Annotated in this window: 22 protein-coding genes; 11 read left to right on the forward strand and 11 right to left on the reverse strand. The window is 45.2% G+C overall.

What is annotated here, in order from left to right:
* Window positions 1-155 precede the first annotated feature (155 nt).
* The gene (locus QUB06_RS12460) at window positions 156-1,490 is read left to right on the forward strand and encodes a TrkH family potassium uptake protein (RefSeq protein ID WP_333435517.1); all 1,335 of its coding nucleotides are present in this window, start codon (window positions 156-158) and stop codon (window positions 1,488-1,490) included.
* 140 nt (window positions 1,491-1,630) lie between these two features.
* Window positions 1,631-2,326: a TrkA family potassium uptake protein gene (locus tag QUB06_RS12465; RefSeq protein WP_333286844.1), complete on the forward strand. Its 696-nt coding sequence runs from the start codon at window positions 1,631-1,633 to the stop codon at window positions 2,324-2,326.
* A 337-nt stretch (window positions 2,327-2,663) separates the two neighbouring features.
* Here QUB06_RS12465 and QUB06_RS12470 read toward each other — a convergent pair whose 3' ends face one another.
* Entirely contained in the window at window positions 2,664-2,897 is a 234-nt protein-coding gene (locus QUB06_RS12470) for a hypothetical protein (protein ID WP_333165369.1), read from the reverse strand.
* Window positions 2,898-3,207: 310 nt separating this feature from the next.
* Here QUB06_RS12470 and QUB06_RS12475 point away from each other — a divergent pair, with 310 nt between their 5' ends.
* Both QUB06_RS12475 and QUB06_RS12480 read left to right on the forward strand, forming a co-directional pair.
* The gene (locus QUB06_RS12475) at window positions 3,208-3,807 is read left to right on the forward strand and encodes a sulfite oxidase-like oxidoreductase (RefSeq protein WP_333435518.1); all 600 of its coding nucleotides are present in this window, start codon (window positions 3,208-3,210) and stop codon (window positions 3,805-3,807) included.
* Window positions 3,808-4,434: 627 nt separating this feature from the next.
* Window positions 4,435-5,127 (forward strand): PEP-CTERM sorting domain-containing protein, encoded by a 693-nt coding sequence (locus tag QUB06_RS12480; RefSeq protein ID WP_333286842.1) that lies wholly within the window; start codon window positions 4,435-4,437, stop codon window positions 5,125-5,127.
* 118 nt (window positions 5,128-5,245) lie between these two features.
* On the opposite strand, the gene QUB06_RS12485 is transcribed toward QUB06_RS12480, so the two are convergent.
* Both QUB06_RS12485 and QUB06_RS12490 read right to left on the reverse strand, forming a co-directional pair.
* Window positions 5,246-5,770, reverse strand: coding sequence for a hypothetical protein (locus QUB06_RS12485; protein WP_333435519.1), 525 nt, complete (start codon window positions 5,768-5,770; stop codon window positions 5,246-5,248).
* Window positions 5,771-5,797: 27 nt separating this feature from the next.
* Window positions 5,798-5,965, reverse strand: coding sequence for a mechanosensitive ion channel domain-containing protein (locus QUB06_RS12490; RefSeq protein ID WP_333435520.1), 168 nt, complete (start codon window positions 5,963-5,965; stop codon window positions 5,798-5,800).
* A 589-nt stretch (window positions 5,966-6,554) separates the two neighbouring features.
* On the opposite strand from QUB06_RS12490, the gene ahcY reads away from it, so the two are divergent.
* The 3 genes from ahcY to QUB06_RS12505 all read left to right on the forward strand — a co-directional run bounded on the left by ahcY (window position 6,555) and on the right by QUB06_RS12505 (window position 10,493).
* Window positions 6,555-7,832: an adenosylhomocysteinase gene (gene ahcY, locus QUB06_RS12495; protein ID WP_333232159.1), complete on the forward strand. Its 1,278-nt coding sequence runs from the start codon at window positions 6,555-6,557 to the stop codon at window positions 7,830-7,832.
* Between the two features lie 174 nt (window positions 7,833-8,006).
* A complete protein-coding gene (locus QUB06_RS12500) occupies window positions 8,007-8,624 on the forward strand; it encodes a DedA family protein (RefSeq protein WP_333435521.1) in 618 nt (205 codons plus the stop codon).
* Window positions 8,625-9,068: 444 nt separating this feature from the next.
* Window positions 9,069-10,493: an NADP-dependent isocitrate dehydrogenase gene (locus QUB06_RS12505; RefSeq protein ID WP_333435522.1), complete on the forward strand. Its 1,425-nt coding sequence runs from the start codon at window positions 9,069-9,071 to the stop codon at window positions 10,491-10,493.
* Window positions 10,494-10,673: 180 nt separating this feature from the next.
* Here the strand turns inward: QUB06_RS12505 and QUB06_RS12510 are convergent, their stop codons facing one another.
* Window positions 10,674-11,282, reverse strand: a complete 609-nt coding sequence (locus tag QUB06_RS12510; RefSeq protein WP_333435523.1) for a glutathione S-transferase N-terminal domain-containing protein — start codon at window positions 11,280-11,282, stop codon at window positions 10,674-10,676.
* Between the two features lie 137 nt (window positions 11,283-11,419).
* Here QUB06_RS12510 and QUB06_RS12515 point away from each other — a divergent pair, with 137 nt between their 5' ends.
* The 4 genes from QUB06_RS12515 to QUB06_RS12530 all read left to right on the forward strand — a co-directional run bounded on the left by QUB06_RS12515 (window position 11,420) and on the right by QUB06_RS12530 (window position 13,943).
* Window positions 11,420-11,812 carry a DUF2358 domain-containing protein gene (locus QUB06_RS12515; protein ID WP_333435524.1) on the forward strand — a complete coding sequence of 131 codons (393 nt, stop codon included), beginning with the start codon at window positions 11,420-11,422 and terminating at the stop codon, window positions 11,810-11,812.
* Window positions 11,813-11,834: 22 nt separating this feature from the next.
* A complete protein-coding gene (locus QUB06_RS12520; RefSeq protein ID WP_242718312.1) occupies window positions 11,835-12,143 on the forward strand; it encodes a hypothetical protein in 309 nt (102 codons plus the stop codon).
* A gap of 13 nt (window positions 12,144-12,156) precedes the next feature.
* Entirely contained in the window at window positions 12,157-12,558 is a 402-nt protein-coding gene (locus QUB06_RS12525; RefSeq protein ID WP_333316972.1) for a hypothetical protein, read from the forward strand.
* A gap of 212 nt (window positions 12,559-12,770) precedes the next feature.
* Complete coding sequence (locus QUB06_RS12530; RefSeq protein WP_333053180.1) at window positions 12,771-13,943, forward strand: TRC40/GET3/ArsA family transport-energizing ATPase; 1,173 nt, start codon at window positions 12,771-12,773, stop codon at window positions 13,941-13,943.
* A 339-nt stretch (window positions 13,944-14,282) separates the two neighbouring features.
* On the opposite strand, the gene QUB06_RS12535 is transcribed toward QUB06_RS12530, so the two are convergent.
* The 7 genes from QUB06_RS12535 to QUB06_RS12560 all read right to left on the reverse strand — a co-directional run bounded on the left by QUB06_RS12535 (window position 14,283) and on the right by QUB06_RS12560 (window position 18,269).
* Window positions 14,283-14,576 (reverse strand): hypothetical protein, encoded by a 294-nt coding sequence (locus tag QUB06_RS12535; RefSeq protein ID WP_333435525.1) that lies wholly within the window; start codon window positions 14,574-14,576, stop codon window positions 14,283-14,285.
* Window positions 14,566-14,691, reverse strand: coding sequence for a BrnT family toxin (locus tag QUB06_RS34690; RefSeq protein WP_445251377.1), 126 nt, complete (start codon window positions 14,689-14,691; stop codon window positions 14,566-14,568). The genes QUB06_RS12535 and QUB06_RS34690 overlap by 11 nt, the downstream gene beginning before the upstream one ends.
* Entirely contained in the window at window positions 14,688-15,044 is a 357-nt protein-coding gene (locus QUB06_RS12540) for a DUF5615 family PIN-like protein (protein WP_333236367.1), read from the reverse strand. The genes QUB06_RS34690 and QUB06_RS12540 overlap by 4 nt, the downstream gene beginning before the upstream one ends.
* Complete coding sequence (locus QUB06_RS12545) at window positions 15,028-15,402, reverse strand: DUF433 domain-containing protein (protein ID WP_333435526.1); 375 nt, start codon at window positions 15,400-15,402, stop codon at window positions 15,028-15,030. The genes QUB06_RS12540 and QUB06_RS12545 overlap by 17 nt, the downstream gene beginning before the upstream one ends.
* Before the next feature lie 3 nt (window positions 15,403-15,405).
* Complete coding sequence (locus QUB06_RS12550; protein WP_333435527.1) at window positions 15,406-15,591, reverse strand: hypothetical protein; 186 nt, start codon at window positions 15,589-15,591, stop codon at window positions 15,406-15,408.
* A complete protein-coding gene (locus tag QUB06_RS12555; RefSeq protein WP_333435528.1) occupies window positions 15,588-15,860 on the reverse strand; it encodes a hypothetical protein in 273 nt (90 codons plus the stop codon). The genes QUB06_RS12550 and QUB06_RS12555 overlap by 4 nt, the downstream gene beginning before the upstream one ends.
* Before the next feature lie 99 nt (window positions 15,861-15,959).
* Window positions 15,960-18,269: a DNA phosphorothioation-associated putative methyltransferase gene (locus tag QUB06_RS12560; protein WP_333435529.1), complete on the reverse strand. Its 2,310-nt coding sequence runs from the start codon at window positions 18,267-18,269 to the stop codon at window positions 15,960-15,962.
* Window positions 18,270-18,434: the final 165 nt, after the last annotated feature.

Below are 18,434 nucleotides of genomic sequence, written 5' to 3' on the forward strand. Positions count from 1 at the left end.
TGTCCTGATTTCAAGCCCGACGCTCTATTTGTGGGTTCCCTCTCAAACCTCAAATCTCAAATCGATTTGTGGCTTCCCTCTCAAACCTCAAATCTCAAATCGATTTGTGGGTTCCCTCTCAAATCTAAAATCTCAAATCTAAAACCTAAAATCGAATGACTGTCTCGCGAACCATTGCTTTGGGCTTTCTCGCTGTCATCCTCATAGGTGCTCTATTACTGATGATGCCCTTTTCCACAATTGATGGAACTTGGAGCGATCCAATAACAGCACTGTTTACCTCTACTTCCTCTGTCTGCGTCACGGGCTTGTCGGTTGTAGATGTCGGAAAATATTACTCTTTTTGGGGGCAACTGTGCCTAGTTTTACTGGTGCAAATAGGAGGGTTGGGCTACATGACAGCCACGACTTTCTTGCTGCTGTTATTGGGCCGCCGCTTTGGCTTGAAAGACAAAGTTGCCCTGCAACAATCTCTCGACAAATCCGGGCTAGCCGGCGTCGTACAACTCGTGCAGTCAATTCTAGCAACAACGCTTTTGTTTGAATTAACAGGAGTGTTTTTGCTGATGACGGTTTTCGTCCCCCAATACGGATTTAAAGAGGGTGTGTGGTCTGCTATATTTCACAGCGTTAATTCCTTTAACAACGCGGGTTTTAGCATCTATTCAGATAATTTGATCGGCTACATCACTTCGCCTATGGTTAACTTCACAGTCAGCGGCTTAATCATATTTGGGGGAATCGGCTATCAAGTAATTATGGAAATGTACTTGTGGCTGCGCGATCGCTTCAACAAAAGCCCTATCTGCACAGTTTTTTCCCTGAACTTCAAAGTTGTTACCACTACAACGGCTGTCCTTTTAATTTTAGGAACGGTAGCCTTTTTGGTGCTCGAATACGACAACCCAGACACTTTCGGCTCTCTAACTTTTCCTCAAAAGCTGATGGCAGCTTGGTTTCAATCTGTTACTCCCCGCACGGCGGGGTTCAATACAATTAGCATTGGCCAAATGACCGAAGCCTCGCTATTTCTGACCATCGCGCTGATGTTTATCGGCGCTAGTCCTGGCAGCACCGGCGGCGGAATCAAAACCACAACTTTTAGGCTATTGTTTTGCTGTACCACAGCAGTTATCGAAGGCCAGGAAGATGTGGAGTGCTATCAGCGTCAAATCCCGCCACCCATGATTCTGAAAACCATTAGCGTAGTCTTCGGTTCCCTGTTGGTCGCGTTCACATCTGCAATTTTAATCGAGCTGACCAATCCAGAAGTAGAATTTATCGCAGCGCTGTATGAAGCCGTTTCAGCTTTTGGCACGGTCGGTCTTTCCACTGGGATTACACCCACGCTTTCAGCGATCGGTAAGTTGATTTTGATTGCTACAATGTACATAGGTCGGGTTGGGATACTGCTGCTGGTGAGTGCTGCATTCGGCGACCCAAAACCCAGGTCTTTTAAGTATGCTGAGGAAAGTTTGTTAGTGGGATAAAAAAATCCTGCCTCGTTGCTGATAATCTAAACAATGGGTGACAACCCAAATCAACTTTTACTACTTACCTAAAAACCAAAAGGAGGCGGCGCTGTCTCTGCTAAAATTTAAACAGCAAGACGCTCAGCGCTGGATATTCAGTGAACCTGTCATCTTTGAATTTTTTTCGCACTTTGCGCGCCGACAACAAGCAGTTTGCCGTTATTGGTTTGGGACGCTTCGGCAAAGCTGTGTGTTCGACTCTGCACGGCTTGGGTTACGAAGTCTTGGGAGTTGACACCGATGAAAAAAAAGTAACTCAAGCTTTGACCGATCGTATTGCTGCTCACGTTGTGCAGTTAGATTCTACTGAGCCTAGCGCTCTTGCTGAAGCCGGCATATTTGAATTTGAAACAGTGATTGTTGCGATCGGCAATTACCTAGCAGAAAGCATTACCACCACCCTTAATCTTAAGGAAGGGGGGGTACGTCACGTAATAGCCAAAGCTTCTTCGGAAACTCACTTAAAACTGTTGAAAAAAGTCGGCGCAGATCATGTAGTTTTTCCAGAACGAGAAATGGGCTGCTCTTTGGCCCGCCTTCTTACAAAACCCAGCATTTTAGAACGCTTTGACCTCGACCCAGATCACAGCATCGTTGAGTTGCTCGTTCCTGAAAAGTTTGACGGTAAAACCATCTCCGAATTGGAGCTCCGGCGCAAGTATGGTTTGAACTTGCTAGCAGTCGGGCGCGCCGACAAGTTCGAGATTAATCCGGAGCCAACCGAACGCTTGAGAAAGGGCGACGCGATGGTAGTAATTGGTTCTAATAAAGATATCAATCGCTTGCCAATTTAACAGAGCGCCATTTTACGCACATATAGCAACATTCCTGGACTCAGAAACCCGGTTTCTTGTGTTCCGACTGTCTAAGTCCTAAGCAATTCTTGCGGGATGTTTGAAAATTTTAGCCCCCCACAAACCCGGTTTATCTAAGATAAACCGGGTTTCTCTGTCGATCTTGATATTCTAATTTTTAACCGAAATATGTAAATTGAATTTCACCAGTTCTGGGGTTGGTTCCGTCTTTGCGACCCCCTCGGAGAACCTAGCCAGACCAATCGCGAAAAATTTTAACAAAGTAGCAGCACCCGATCGCGCTCCCGCAAATCATAGGAGCGCTAGCCCTGAAAATTCAGCCAACTTTCAAGATTTTTTGCAAATAAGCTTTGCCAAAAACCACCACCGCCAAGACTAGAGCGAGTTCAACAGGCCAAGGACACGCCGCCACAAACCAAATTAACGAACAAACTCCAATAATTGCAGCTATCGGAGCCGGAATTCCGTCTAGCGTTCTGTTGTCAGTCCCGGCAGTCACCCACCAAGCAACCAAGCAGACCGTCAAAGGAATCAAGCAACTTGTGATCATGATTTTTACCCCATCAATGTTTTTTACATATGGCATCTGAGCATATTGTTACAATACATCAAAGATTCAGAAATGCACCATCAATTGCGATAAAATTTAAGGTTAGGTAATTCATACTATGGGGTGATATATTTGGGAATTTTTAGCTTAGCCTCTCTCACAAGGCAGAAGGAGGTTGGCATCAGGCAGGATTGTGGAATTTTTATTTCTGCTGAGGTGCTTTTACTTTCTACCTTGAGATGAATTGCAATGCGGCCATCTCTGCAAGTTATAGTGAGGATTGCAGTCAGTTACTGTAGAGCGTGAATCAATGCTGGGCAAATTTTTTCGCAAGCCAGAATTAGAAAACAGCGATCGCGTCCCCCCGGGTCAATACCTCGCCAACGGCTTTCCTGTGCTGACCTACGGCGATACACCCTCTGTCAGCATTGAGAGTTGGGAATTTAAAGTCTGGGGATTGGCAAAACCAAAAACCTTCACTTGGTCGGACTTCCAGGCCATGCCCCAAAGTAACTTTACTGCGGATTTTCACTGCGTCACCCGGTGGTCAAAACTCGACGTGCAGTGGACTGGAGTCAAAGTCACAGATTTTATGAACTATATAGAAGTCGATCCGAAAGCTATGCACGTCTTGGAACACTGCTACGGCGGCTACACGACTAACATTGCGCTCGCCGACTTCCTCCGAGAAGAAAACTTTTTCGCCCACACCGTCTTCGGCGAACCTCTATCCGCAGACCACGGCGGCCCAATGCGGCTGGTAGTTCCCCACTTGTACGCTTGGAAAAGCGCTAAATGGATTAACGGCCTGGAGTTTACAGAAACCGAAGAACTCGGTTTTTGGGAACGCAACGGCTACCATCGGCGGGGCGAACCTTGGGCAGAGGAACGCTACAGCGGTCTGTTTTGATGCGGGCGATCGGGAGCAAAGACGGGGCCAGACCTTCTCTATACAATCTTGGTTGAGGGGCAATCCCGTCTTTTACCGCTTCAATCGGCAGAAATTGCATCTGGTCGATCGCATCTGTGGGATATCTGACGCCACGGGATCTATTTAACTCAACCAAAATACGTAGAGCCAACGATCGCATTTTGTACGTAATTTACCCGATAGATAAACTACTTTAACTCCCCTACACAAGTCCCAAAAAACAAATATTCCCAGTTTCAGGTTAATAGAAAACTTCTGTAACAGTCCGTACCCACGAATATTACCGTATTTATACTTAAGTGTTTGCTGTTGAGGATTGAGACTTGACAATATAATAAAAAATTAGCCTAAGCTCGATCCAAATCACTTGGGCTGACCCGCGCTCCCATGCCCGCTACGGCAAGGTTTCAAGCCACAATATTTATAATTATTTAGTGGGTATTATTAGGAGGCGATCGCCCGCCTGCAGATGTGATAGAGAGAATTTATGAAGGATATGTAAAGGCTTGATAAAGAATATGTCAAACTTTACCTAAAGTGCCCCAAATACAAACAAAGTATCGCATAATGAAATTATTAAGACGATCGCACAAAAGGAACAGGTTTATGAATACCAAACTCTTATCCGCCCTAACAGCTACCGCCGCCGCCACAGCTCTGTTTGGCGCCGGAGCTCCAGCTCAGGCCTTCTCCTTTGGTACCAACGGCATCACATTCAGCCAAGATACAAGCGTCAAGTTTAACTTCAAAGAATCTCACGGTGGGTATACCTCCTCTTTGGGCATCTACACCGTGAAGGACTCGGCTGCCACTCTAGTTAGCACCCTGTTTTCGGAAACTAAATCCTCAGACAACACCTGGGAGAACGAATGGAAAGGAACTCTGGGTAATACAGTCTTGGGTTCTGGCTCGGCAGTATTCACATTCCTGGCAAATCAAATTTATACTTTGGGACTCAACAGTGGCGGCAACGGCAGTGTCTACTCGACCTCAGCCTTGAACAGCGGCAGCCAGCAAGCGGTGTTTGGCGCGCAATCGCAACTGTGGAACGCGCTCGACAAAGAAACCACGAACGTCTTCCAAGCTGCGGGACAATTCACAAACGGAACAGGTTCTCTGTTTAACGGAGGCACGTTAATTGGCTTCGACGATCGCGGTGGCGGAAACGACACAGACTTCCAAGATTTCACAGTCAGCGCAGAAGCAGTTCCAGAACCCATGACAATGACTGGTTTGGCTCTCGGTTTGGGTGGTTTGGTTGCAGCGCGCCGCCGCCGCGCTAGCAAGACGACTTCATGATTTTTTCAACCGGAACAATATCCTCAATGACGCTTGACAAAATAAAATTCAATTAGGAGGCGCGCTAATGAGAAATCGGCTCGCCTTTTGCTTGATTTGAAAAGTCAGAAGGGAGAATTCATATCAATTCTGGTTGCACTCCTCCGGAATTGTTGAGTGTTGACTGTTGACTGTTGACTGTTGACTGTTGAAGGAGGGGTCGCCAAACTGAATGATGGTTGAGTGCTGGATGTTGACTCGATTTTACGCCCGACTGTCGAAGCGCGGATTTGATATCAGAGGAAAGTTCGGCCACGCCCAGTATACGGGATTTAACGGAGTTAACGGATGGGTGTTGAGGGAAGAAGTCAAGCGTGAAGCAAGAGGATTTTTCCAACTCTCCCACTCTCCCACTCTCTCCCTCTCCCCACTCAAAATTCAAAACTCCCTCACGGTAAATTGTTCGATCGTACAAAGTCACCAGTACCGGTTGAGGAATTTTAATGTCCGCCCGGATGCACGCTACTTTAATCGCCACCACAGCCCTGGTGTTTGTCCGTCGCACCTGTGCTTGTTCGCGCAGCGTCCAATAGCGAACAATAAGATGCAAAGAACCATCGTTAAAGCCTGAAGTATCAACATCATAGGCTAAATTTAAAGGCAAGTTAGTTCGCCGCAATTTAAATGCGGATTAGCTTACCCGCACTGAATTGGCAAATACGATCGCCTTCGGCACGATAACTCGCTCTCCCCGATCGCTAATAATTTGAGTTGAACGCAGCAAAATCTTTTCAACAGTACCTTCAAAGCCTTCTACAATTATCCGATCGCCCAATTGAAACGGTTCGTGCAACAGCAACTATAGCAATCCTAAGTGATTTTCTAGAGCCATAAAATCTGAAAGTCTTGCTATACAACAAGTCTAGGAAGACAAGAGGGCGTTGTGTTGTGAGACTCAGATCGGACTGCTATATATTTCCGCTAAAAAGTATTTGAAGAGGTCTGGGAACGGGAAACTAATCCCTGCTGAACCAAGTCCTAACCAACTGATCATATCTGCAGGCTGCCAAGCTGGGAACGCCACGCAGGCGATCAAACTGCCAGCAGCCCAAGTGAGAGTGTCAATCGATTTTCGATTTTCGATTTTCGATTTTCGATGGAAGCCTTGACCCCACGGATAAATTCGGGGGCTTGTATCCTGGATGCTTTCGGTCAAATAATTAAAAAATGCCACGCTAACACAAAAGATTGAGATCCATCGGCCGACAGGAATGTTTGACTCTCACTGTGCGGGTGACTCCCTCGACTCGTTCGCTAATCATTAAAACACAATCAAAATTTAAGATTAGCAGCGCCGACCCCGATCGAGTAAAATCACAGCACTTGCCCGCCGATGACTTAATCTGCTAAAACTAACAAAGTTTGATGATTTCTGAGAAATAACATACATGGTTGCTACATCCGTCAAGATTAAACACGAAGTCAAAGACTTGTCCCTCGCCCCCTTGGGAAAGCAACGCATCGAGTGGGCCGGCCGGGAAATGCCCGTTTTGAGGCAAATTCAAGAACGCTTCGCTAAAGAAAAGCCTTTTGCTGGCATTCGCTTGGCTGCTTGCTGCCACGTAACCACAGAAACCGCTCATTTGGCAATCGCCATCAAACTCGGCGGTGGCGACGCCGTACTGATCGCCAGCAACCCCTTGAGCACTCAAGATGACGTAGCGGCTTGCTTAGTTGAAGACTACGGCATTTCCGTCTTCGCCCTCAAAGGAGAAGACGCGGCTACCTACGAACGTCACGTCTACACAGCCCTAGACCACCGCCCCAATATTATCATCGACGACGGCAGCGACGTAGTAGCCGCACTGATCCAGCACCGCCCGAACCAAATTGCCGACTTAATCGGAACTACCGAAGAAACTACCACAGGCATCGTGCGCCTGCGGGCCATGTTGAAAGACGGTGTGCTGACTTTCCCCGCAATGAACGTCAACGACGCCGACACCAAGCACTTCTTTGACAACCGCTACGGCACCGGTCAATCTACCCTAGACGGCATTATCCGCGCTACCAATATTTTGTTAGCCGGTAAAAATATTGTGGTTGCAGGTTACGGTTGGTGCGGCAAAGGCACGGCACTGCGCGCCCGTGGTATGGGTGCTAACGTAATTGTCACCGAAATCGATCCGATTCGGGCGATCGAAGCAGTGATGGACGGTTTCCGCGTCATGCCGATGGACGAAGCAGCAACAGTCGGAGATATATTCATTACCGTTACGGGCAACAAACACGTCATTCGTGCCGAACATTTCGAGACAATGAAAGACGGCGCAATTGTTTGCAATTCCGGTCACTTCGACATTGAAATTGACCTCAAATCTCTCGGCGCAAAAAGCACCGACGTGAAAACGGTTCGGTCTTTCACTCAAGAATATCACCTCAATAATGGCAAGTCGATTATTGTGTTGGGCGAAGGCCGTTTGATCAACTTGGCAGCAGCCGAAGGACACCCCAGCGCCGTGATGGATATGAGCTTTGCTAACCAAGCTTTAGCCTGCGAATATCTAGTTACGAACAAAGGCAAACTAGAGCCTGGTATTCACTCAATCCCCGTGGAAGTTGACAAAGAAATTGCCCGTCTCAAATTGGAAGCAATGGGTATTCACATTGATACCTTGACTGCCGAACAAATTGAGTACACAAACTCTTGGACTTCGGGCACTTAATCATCGTTTATCGTTCCCACGCTGTGTCGGGGAATGAATACAAGGAGGCTCTGCCTCCCTCATGGGGAGTCGAGGCAGAGCCTCTAGATATGCGTTCCCAGGCAGAGTCTAGGAACGAGGGATGACTAATGACTAATGACTACTGGCTTCTTCTTACCAAATTAGTGAATCAAAATGGTTGAATGGATAACTAGCACAATGCAATCGATGGGCTATCTCGGAATAGGCCTGTTGATGTTTTTAGAAAATCTTTTCCCGCCCATACCCTCAGAATTGATTATGCCGCTGGCAGGATTCACGGCATCAAAGGGTGAGGATATGCAGTTAGCCCCGGCGATCGCAGCAGGAGTAATCGGTACAATTCTGGGGGCGCTTCCCTGGTACTATGCGGGTAAATTATTGAGCGAAGAACGCTTGAGGAATTTAGCCGACAAATACGGTAAGTGGATCACTGTATCGGGCGCCGATATTGACAAAGCAAATAGATGGTTTAACAGACACGGCAACAAAGCCGTGTTTTTGTGTCGCCTCGTACCGGGAGTTCGCACCCTAATTTCTCTGCCCGCTGGCATCAATAATATGCCTTTAATTCCTTTTTTACTATACTCAACTGGAGGCACTCTTTTATGGGTATGTTTCCTGACTTTTGCCGGATATAAACTAGGGGAAAATTATACACTTGTAGAGGAGTATCTGGGCCCGGTTGCCAAAATAGTTGTGGTGATTATTGTCATTTGGTTTATATTGTGGGTTGTCAAAAAGAATATGCAGAAGGAAAAATATCGCAAATAAATGCAAATTTTGTGAAAATAATCTGCGTTGATTTGCGTTAATCGGCGACTACAATCACCATTTTGATCCCGCCCAAAAACGCATACAACTTTCCGACAAAAGCCGTGATGCGCCCAAAATTTTAGACTAAGGTTCAATCTCCCAGATTCATCTGTGGAGTAAATCTAAAATCTAAAATCTAAAATCTAAAATCCACTGACTTGTTTCCAGCATATTCTCAACCGTAGCTTTGAAAGATAGAGAGGGAGATTTGATAGAAAATTCTGCTATCTTTGCTACTTTTTTAAATTAACTTTTAAATTGGCGATCGCCCAAAAGTCACAGTGACGGGCAGACGATATCCCAAAAATCAAACTTAAATTTATACAAATATTTAGGATGGGTTGAGGTTTAGGCAGATAATCGTGGCAAAATAGGGAACATTCCTATCCGCGCTGTTAAAATATGTACGAAAAGATTGTAGCCCCGACAACTGGTTCTAAAATTACTTTCAAAGACGGTTCGCCGATCGTCCCCAATGACCCGATTATTCCCTTCATTCGCGGCGACGGTACCGGCGTTGACTTGTGGCCTGCATCCCAGAAAGTCATGGATGCTGCGGTAGAAAAGGCTTACGGTGGCGATCGAAAAATCAACTGGTTTAAAATCTATGTAGGCGACGAAGCTTGCGATGTCTACGGTACTTACCAATATCTGCCCCAGGATTCCTTAGACGCGATCAAAGAATACGGAGTCGCCATCAAAGGGCCACTGACAACCCCAATCGGGGGCGGCATTCGATCGCTAAACGTAGCTTTGCGGCAAATCTTCGACCTTTACGCCTGCGTGCGACCCTGCAAATATTATGCTGGAACACCATCGCTACACAAAACTCCTGAACTCCTAGATGTAATTATTTACCGGGAAAATACAGAAGATATTTACCTCGGAATTGAATGGGCTAAAGGCAGCGAAATCGGCAAAAAATTGATTGAATTCCTCAATAATGAGTTAATTCCAGCAACACCAGAACATGGCAAAAAACAAATTCGCCTCGATTCTGGAATCGGAATTAAACCCATTAGCAAAACAGGTTCTCAGCGTTTAGTACGGCGCGCCATTACCCACGCTTTAAGGTTGCCAAAAGAAAAGCAGCAAGTGACTTTGGTGCACAAAGGCAACATCATGAAATATACCGAAGGAGCTTTCCGAGATTGGGGTTACGAATTAGCAACCACCGAATTTCGCGCTCAGTGCGTAACGGAAAGAGAGTCTTGGATTCTGGGCAACAAAGAAAAAAATCCCGACATTAGCTTAGAAGATAATGCTCGCCAAATAGATCCGGGATACGATGCCTTGACCCCAGAAAAACAAGCTAAAATTCGTCAAGAAGTTGCCGACGTTCTGTTTGCAATTTGGGACAGTCACGGCAGCGGTCAGTGGAAAGAAAAAATCATGGTCAACGACCGAATTGCTGACAGTATTTTCCAACAAATTCAAACCCGACCGGCCGAGTATTCGATTTTGGCGACAATGAATCTGAATGGGGATTATTTGTCCGATGCGGCGGCCGCCATTGTCGGTGGATTAGGTATGGGCCCCGGTGCGAATATTGGTGATGAATGTGCAGTTTTTGAGGCGACTCACGGCACTGCACCGAAACACGCTGGTTTGGATAAAGTTAATCCCGGTTCCCTGATTTTGTCCGGGGTGATGATGTTAGAATACATGGGATGGCAGGAAGCAGCAGACTTGATTAAGAAGGGTTTGGGAGCGGCAATTTCTAACGGTGAAGTTACTTACGATTTGGCGAGGTTGATGGAGCCACCGGTGCCTGAGTTGAAGTGTTCGGAGTTTGCTGAGGCGATTATTAAGCATTTCGCTGATTGAGTTTGAGGGCTTTTTTTGAACGGGCTAGAAGCCCGTTCCACAACCAGTAAACTTGCTTTGTGGGCCGTTGCTCCTAGCCCGCCCGCTGTTTATTAAGAACGGGCTAGAAGCCGGTTCCACAAAAGTCAACTTGCTTGTGGGGTGTCCCGCCCTCCCAAAAATACAATTTAGATGGGGGGTTTATAATGATGGAACAGCCATTCCGCGTTCAACTGCGGGACGCTTCTGCAAGGTTTCTACCCAACGTTTGAGGTGGGGGTGGTTGTCGAGGCTTAATCCTTGAAATTCGTAAATAGCAACCCAGGGATAGGTAGCAATGTCGGCGATCGAATAGTCGCCGCAGATATATTCATATTTTGCTAGTTGAGTGTCTAATACTCCGTAGAGGCGCAAGGTTTCTTTTTCGTAGCGCCTAATCGCATAGGGAATTTGTTCGGGTGCAAAGCGTTTGAAGTGGTTTAGCTGACCAAACATCGGGCCGACGCTGGCCATTTGAAACATCAGCCACTCTATAACTTGAAAGTATTTTTGTTTGTCTGTGGGCAGAAATTTGCCGCTTTTTTCGGCAAGATAGATTAGAATAGCGCCGGACTCGAAGACGGTGATGCCGTTATCTCGATCGACTATCGCCGGAATTTTGCTGTTGGGGTTGATTGCGATGAACTCTGGGCTAAATTGGTCGTTTTTTGTGATGTCGATGACGTGCACGTTGTAGGGTAAACCTATTTCTTCGAGCATGATCGAGACTTTGCGACCGTTCGGTGTGGTAAAAGTGTAGAGGTCAATCATAGTTGTGATGTTAAGGTGAAAGTTGGCAAGGCAGGAAATAACCCGATATACTATCACAATTTGGACTAGAATTGCGGATTCTCGCTCTCTTGTGTTAAAATTATATTCTAATAATATAAGAATAACGATCGCTCGAAATGGACATTCTTGAAATTCTCAAAGACGATTATCAAAGATTTCCCGATAATCAGACTTACAGCATCTATGCAAAAGATGTTTATTTTGAAGATCCGGTGAATCGATTTACAGGAGTCGATCGCTACCGCAAAATGATCGGGTTTATGGGGACTTTTTTTCAGGATGTAAATCTCGATTTGCACGGGATTTCGCAGTCGGGAGATACTATAGACACTCGCTGGACTCTGAGCTGGATCGCACCGTTACCTTGGAAACCGAAAATGGCGATCGCCGGTAGGAGCGAACTGAAAGTCAACAGTGACGGTTTAATTGTTTCTCACATCGATTACTGGGACTGTTCGCGGTTGGATGTGCTCAAACAATTGGTATTTCCCGTCCAGACTAATGTTTGAAAAATATTTTTAATTAAAGTAAATGGAACCTCTACCCAATAGCTGGGCAGATATTCAGCCTGATACCATATATCAAGCAACTAATGGGCTGCTAGTATCTTTTAGTCAAGCTCAAATACAACTCGGAATCAAGTATGACCAAAACAACAAACATTTAAAAGCGATTGAAAAAGGAATTGTTGCCCCTCGCGGTAATATTGGTCTTGTTCCTTCAGAAGTTGAAGACTACGAGCTAAAATCCAAAGTGCTAGGCAAAGGAGGCGATCGCCGCTTTCACGGAAAAATCCTAGATGGAGTCCTACACTTCCCTGGTTTTTTCACTGAACATTAATCATCCACAAGCTATGACGATAATTGAGTTAAAAAATCACCCTGTTTGGCAAGATTTAACAGAAGTATTAGAAAATCTAGATGCCAACTCTCTGGTAGCAGAGCATCTAGAATTATGCGATTATAAACTCTGCGGTTACTGGGACGAACAAGATGAATTTTATGAAGAAATTATCTTACCCCGTTCCCTGTCCGCCGATTTAGTCAGCAGTTCGATTGGTGTTACAGGCAGAAAACGTTGGATTAAACTAAAATTTGTTCTCCAAGCCGAGCGGGTGAATTCTCAAGATTCGTCGCATCCTAATAGCACACAAAATCTTGGCGAATTGACGATCGTTTATGATGAAAACCTGCAATTTGTTGATGAGAATTGGCAGATAAATATCGACTCTCCTTTTATAGGGAAAGAAAAGTAGTTGAGTTTAAAGAGTGATTACGACAGTTTAGAAAGTGCGATCGCCCTCATCAACTCAACCCATATATTGACATTGCACCAATTTAGTGGATAGCCCGAAATGCGCCATGTCCGTCCGGGCGATCGCCCAAATTAATTTCCCCACAAAATTAATCTCTGTTACATAACGTTACAATATAGGAGTAAACTACTTTCAGGCGAGCTAAACAATCAATGCGCTTAATATTAATGACTGGAAAAGGTGGCGTCGGCAAAACCTCCGTAGCCGCTGCTACTGGGCTGCGGTGTGCCGAATTGGGATACAAAACCCTAGTGCTGAGCACAGATCCCGCTCACTCCTTAGCCGACAGCTTCGACATGGAACTCGGACACGATTCGCGGCTGGTGAAACCGAATTTGTGGGGAGCAGAATTAGACGCTCTCAGGGAATTAGAAGGCAATTGGGGAGCAGTTAAGCGCTACATTACTCAAGTCTTGCGAGCGCAGGGACTCGAAGGGGTGCAAGCTGAAGAATTAGCCATCTTGCCAGGAATGGATGAAATCTTCGGTTTAGTGCGAATGAAGCGGCATTACGACGAAGGCGAATTTGATGTTTTAATTATCGATTCTGCTCCGACGGGAACAGCATTGAGACTGCTAAGTTTGCCGGAAGTTGGCGGCTGGTACATGAGAAAATTTTACAAGCCGCTGCAAGGTATATCTGCTGCCCTTAGACCTTTAGTTGAACCTATTTTTAGACCAATTGCGGGTTTTTCTTTACCAGACAAAGAGGTGATGGATGCACCTTACGAATTTTACGAACAAATCGAAGCTTTGGAAAAGGTTTTAACTGACAATACTGTCACTTCGGTAAGGTTAGTTACCAATCCAGAAAAAATGGTAATTAAAGAGTCTCTGCGGGCTCATGCCTATTTGAGTTTGTACAATGTAGCCACTGATTTAGTAGTAGCTAACCGGATTATTCCCGCCGAAGTAACTGACCCATTTTTTAAACGGTGGAAAGAAAGCCAGGAGCAGTACCGTCAGGAAATACACTCAGATTTCATGCCGCTGCCAGTTAAGGAAGTGCCACTTTATTCTGAAGAAATGTGCGGTTTGCCAGCTTTGGAACGGTTGAAAGAAACGCTTTACAAAGACGAAGATCCAAGTCAAGTTTATTACAAAGAAAATACGATTAAGATCGTGCAGGAAAACAATCAATATAGTCTTGAACTGTATTTGCCCGGAATTGCTAAGGATCAGATCCAGTTGACCAAAACGGGAGATGAGTTGAATGTTCGGATTGGGAATCACCGCCGTAATTTGGTGTTGCCGCAAGCTTTAGCGGCGCTGCAACCTTCGGGGGCGAAGATGGAGGATGATTATTTGAAGATTAAGTTTGCTTAACAGGACTTACGCACTATCAACCTAAAAAACCCGGTTTCTAGGAAAAATCGTGGATTATCCCTTGAGATATTCACGCAGAAACCGGGTTTTTGGCCCGCGTGCAGGTATTGAGCTATTCAGCAGACTTACGCCATTCTTGTCCAAGGCGAACTGCTTTGTCAAAAGTAGGATGGTTGCGTCTGCGTTTATGAGACAATGACTTTTGTAATGGTATCAATTCCGATTGTACCGGAATGATTTAACCGCAGAGGGCGCAGATGGCACAGAGTCTCCAGAAGAGAGAGATGAATTATTCCGATGTCAACGGATTTGATATGAGATGCTGCTGGCTAGACACAATTAACGGGACTCAGCACGAAGGACTTCGTTTAATGCCTCATCAATCACTGCATCGCTGACACCTCGGCGCTTCAAACTTGCTACTAAGGCTGTTACTGTCTCGCTCTCAAATCGTTCTAAATCAACGCGCCAACCTTGACCGATATAAGCACGAATTAATGGCTGATAACCCGAAAAACCCAACAATGGTGCAACTTTCTTTAGATCTTCCACAACATCTTCGGGCATACGAATCGTCACGCTAGTCATTGGACGGTTGCGGTTTAATCGCTGTTTTAATGCTTCAACCTTCATACTCTGCCCTCTCCTGACGAGTTGCTTTACGTGCTGAAATAATCCGAATGACATTTTCTTCACGCTCAATGTGAACCACATACAGTAGATTCCACCGACTATCTAGCCAAATCACAGTATAGGGAAAGGGATGAAAAGAATTCGACCTTCATATTCATCAGGCTGACTGCAACAAATAAATAGTTCTAAATCATCAATGATCTTACCAATGGGTGCTGTTGCAATAACCTCAATAACTCCCAGCATAGGTAGTCCTTGATTGACTCGCTCGTAGGCATACATCGTAATAGTGGCCACATCATGGGTAAGTAAGATGCGTCCTTCATTAGCCGCCCATTCTAAAATATCTGGATCGTCAGTGTGAATCAGCCCTACATCTTGGACACGAACAATATCTAATTCAGGCAAACGTCTCACCAGCCCACGCAATATGGCTCCATTAAAATTTTCATCAGTTAGAAGGCGCACTTGGTATCGACTCCCCTTTTGACTGATAACGAGTAAGCAAACGTTGTCTCAGATCAACTAAGTTGTGTTGTCGAGAAAGTTCTTGTCTCAGTTGCTGAGATTGTTGGCTGCGCTGTTCCAAATAACTGTCAATTTCCTGACGATGGTTTAGATAGTAAGCAATGGTACTGTATATGTCTTCTAAGCGAACAACTGAATACTGAATAGCGATTTCTTCGGGAGTGGAGCCATTGTGGTATGAAGCAAGTATGCTATCTAGGGTGACTCGACTCGAACCTATACGGATACCTCCCGCTTCATCCCAACGGAAAGGAGGAGAGGTTGCTTGGAATTTTGCTGGGGCGCTCATTATGGACATATTCTACCTGACTTGAACTGTATCAAAACATTGTAGCAAGAAGCCTAATGCTTTGTCGGAAGGTAATGAAAGCCAACCATTAAAGCCCGTGTCTACGATCGCCTCATGTGTGTAAACTTTCCCATCAGAGTCACATATTGAAAGCGAGATAATCGGTTCAAAATCAGCATTAACGATTCCTGAGATCATACAGATATCTTGGTTCGTCCACCGAATCGGCGAACGTGACGATACCCAACGCGAACAATCCAGATTTGAGCATTTGGGTGACGAGATTCAAGGCGATCGCAAGCAGCTATTTCACTCGCATCAACTTCAAAGTCTCCAGTTTCAATGTCGATCGCTACAATTTTACCTTGATTCTCAGATTCGATTTGTGAGCCTATTTGAGTTTGGTAAATGCGATCGCCACGTTGAGCAAACTCTTCTTTGCTATAGCGGGGTTGACGGACTACCATGATTACCACTTTTCCTCAATCGTTGCCTTAACTATAATTATATTGGTTTGGGCTTAAAAATTGTTTAAGTCCCCCTAAAATCATAATCTGCTTCCATAACTATTCCTCTCCCTCTTCTTTCCCATCCTCTGTGCTCTCTGTGTCCTCTGTGGTTCCTTCACTCTTTCCTACATTAACCTCAATCTTTTTCTGCTGACGTTCCGAGGCAGCTTTTTGCAGGATTTTCAATTTTTCTGGGTCAGCATTCGATCGCCAAAACAACTTATGAGCCTTAATTTTAACGCAATTTTCCTCCAAACACTTCATCCATTCCCGATGTTTCTTAACTGCGCCACGATCGAGAATACCTAACTTTTCTTCTTGGCGGGTGAGTTTCGCAAACTTGTCATAATGGGGATAACTCGCAGTAACAAAAGCTTCTTTTCTCACTAAAATTGGTGGATTATACACATCAGAATAGTCTTGATAGCTCACAGAAAGATCGCGCAAATCTATGTGCATAGAAGTGTGAAGGGCTGGATGCGGGTTTGTGTCAAAATCGGGATAAAATAAATAGGAAATCTGAGGTTTGCGAGCGTAAAATTTGATGATTGTCGCGCCGTCAAGTCTGCCAATTGTGCGGTTGGCGCAGCCTTCGTAGAGCCGGAGTAAAGGGTCTAGTTCTTCTAATGCAGAGACATGAACTGAAAGGGAACCATGCTGTTTGTAGCCGATCGCACTATCTTCGCAGCAATCCGCCACAATATCAGGTTTGCTCAGACTATATAGCATTAAATCTGCCAAAGTGCAAGCTTTTTGATAATTGTCAAACAAACCTTTGATGTCGTTGCGGATTTGAGCCGGGAGTCGGCGCATTGAAGGTCGATCGCCCAAACCGTTCAGAGCCAGATACACCAGCAAATCTTGGCGGCGCTTGTCGGCGATTTTCTCCCAATCATCCGCATCCGTTGCTTGCAAAATCACCCTCCAAGCGCGATTAAAACTGTGAAATTCCTCCTTAATCGCCGATTCTTCCGCTAGTTCGCCTTTAACAGGAAGGCGGCCTCGATCGCTCACAAAAGCCATCAAAGGAGCCAACATTTCCGCATAATCCTCAAACCGCTTAACTTGCGATCGCACCCTGGGAGTCGATAAGTGCGATCGAAACCGAGAAGCACGAAAACTTTCACCCTCCGCAGCATCCCGAAATACAAAATAAATCCCCAAAGCCACAGGAATTGCATCTACACTCAAAACTTGGTCGATATAAACCTTCAACTCTTCTTGTTCGTAATACTTCTGAAAAGTATTCCGAGAAGTAATCACCCCATCCCCGTAAGCAATTTGACCTTGTTGGCGATCGTCAATCAAAACCTGAGCCGCTACCACTAATAAATTCTTAGTTAATTCCCAAGCATTCAGCAAAGCTTCTCGTCGTTCCGCCAAAGATTCAATCACATTAATCACATAACCAATATTCACAATATCAGCACAAATTCGCGGAGTATCCGGCTGATAGTAGGGGTCCCAACCAGAAATAGCATAACCCTCTTGTGCAATATATTTAACATCCCCGCCGAAACCGCAACCGTAATCAAAAAAAGTCGCGCCGTCCCTCGCTAAATCAGCTTCTAAAACCAGACGCAGAGGTTTAGAAAGCGAATTGCGTACCATTGCAGCTTTGTGTCGCTCGATCTTAGGAATTGATAGCTCACTATTCTCCTCTTTCAAACGCTCGACAACAGTATGATCTTGGATTTCTACACGGCAATATCCCAAATATTTGAGCCAACCCTCGCGAGTGCCGATAACGCTAGTATTGTCAAGCAGCCCCCACTTTTCCTCGCAGCGAGTGAGTCGAGAAAACTTTTCGTAATTGGGATAATCCGCAGCTACAAAAGTTTCCTTGCGGTGCAAAACCGGGGGGTTTTCGCTGTTGCTGTAATCGAAATATTTCACTTCCCCTGTTGCTAGATTAATTTGGATGCTGGTTTGCAAAGCAGGATGAGCATCTGTATCGAAATCCGGGTAAAAAAGATAAGATATTTTAGGTTGATGGAGTGAAAATTTAACTAAATTTGCTTCATCAATATTTTCGAGAGTGCGTCTGGCACAATTTTCGTAGATTCCGATGACTGGGTTGAGTGCTTGCAAAGCCGAAACGTGAACGTAAAAAGCCGTAGGTAATTTTTTCCCAACCTTGCTTTCCCGACAGCACCGAGCGACTTTTGCAACCAAATTCTCAACACAAAAATTATTGCTTTCGTCGGGTAGGTACGACACAGCATTTACAGAATTTTGCTCAGCAATAGCCTCGTTTTCATACAATAAAAGTTCTCTAGCAAATGTCATCAAAGGCGTGAGCCGTTTTTCATCATTTTCTAATGAATCGCTATCTAAAATAGTGTTTGTACTGGGATCGTAATTCATAGCTAACTTAATTATTTTTTAAATTAACCGCAGAGAACGCAGAGGACACGGAGTGAAGAAAGAAACCAACTAAATTTCCCTATTATAATTTTTATATGTAGGATGCACCCTCCGTACCGTATCGCTTTATTTCTTAGTCTCTTAGAGAGGGACTTCGTTTTGGTA

Origin of the sequence: Microcoleus sp. D2_18a_D3 (assembly GCF_036702455.1) — a bacterium.
Classification (GTDB): domain Bacteria; phylum Cyanobacteriota; class Cyanobacteriia; order Cyanobacteriales; family Microcoleaceae; genus Microcoleus.

Coding starts and splice junctions, on each gene's coding strand:
- QUB06_RS12510 (WP_333435523.1), bottom strand. CDS start 11,282: ATGATTGACCTCTACACTTTTACCACACCGAACGGTCGCAAAGTCTCG.
- QUB06_RS12460 (WP_333435517.1), top strand. CDS start 156: ATGACTGTCTCGCGAACCATTGCTTTGGGCTTTCTCGCTGTCATCCTC.
- QUB06_RS12470 (WP_333165369.1), bottom strand. CDS start 2,897: ATGATCACAAGTTGCTTGATTCCTTTGACGGTCTGCTTGGTTGCTTGG.
- QUB06_RS12545 (WP_333435526.1), bottom strand. CDS start 15,402: ATGTCCATAATGAGCGCCCCAGCAAAATTCCAAGCAACCTCTCCTCCT.
- QUB06_RS12555 (WP_333435528.1), bottom strand. CDS start 15,860: ATGGTAGTCCGTCAACCCCGCTATAGCAAAGAAGAGTTTGCTCAACGT.
- QUB06_RS12550 (WP_333435527.1), bottom strand. CDS start 15,591: ATGATCTCAGGAATCGTTAATGCTGATTTTGAACCGATTATCTCGCTT.
- QUB06_RS12515 (WP_333435524.1), top strand. CDS start 11,420: ATGGACATTCTTGAAATTCTCAAAGACGATTATCAAAGATTTCCCGAT.
- ahcY (WP_333232159.1), top strand. CDS start 6,555: ATGGTTGCTACATCCGTCAAGATTAAACACGAAGTCAAAGACTTGTCC.
- QUB06_RS12505 (WP_333435522.1), top strand. CDS start 9,069: ATGTACGAAAAGATTGTAGCCCCGACAACTGGTTCTAAAATTACTTTC.
- QUB06_RS12535 (WP_333435525.1), bottom strand. CDS start 14,576: ATGAAGGTTGAAGCATTAAAACAGCGATTAAACCGCAACCGTCCAATG.
- QUB06_RS12520 (WP_242718312.1), top strand. CDS start 11,835: ATGGAACCTCTACCCAATAGCTGGGCAGATATTCAGCCTGATACCATA.
- QUB06_RS12475 (WP_333435518.1), top strand. CDS start 3,208: ATGCTGGGCAAATTTTTTCGCAAGCCAGAATTAGAAAACAGCGATCGC.
- QUB06_RS12500 (WP_333435521.1), top strand. CDS start 8,007: ATGGTTGAATGGATAACTAGCACAATGCAATCGATGGGCTATCTCGGA.
- QUB06_RS12560 (WP_333435529.1), bottom strand. CDS start 18,269: ATGAATTACGATCCCAGTACAAACACTATTTTAGATAGCGATTCATTA.
- QUB06_RS12525 (WP_333316972.1), top strand. CDS start 12,157: ATGACGATAATTGAGTTAAAAAATCACCCTGTTTGGCAAGATTTAACA.
- QUB06_RS12530 (WP_333053180.1), top strand. CDS start 12,771: ATGCGCTTAATATTAATGACTGGAAAAGGTGGCGTCGGCAAAACCTCC.
- QUB06_RS12480 (WP_333286842.1), top strand. CDS start 4,435: ATGAATACCAAACTCTTATCCGCCCTAACAGCTACCGCCGCCGCCACA.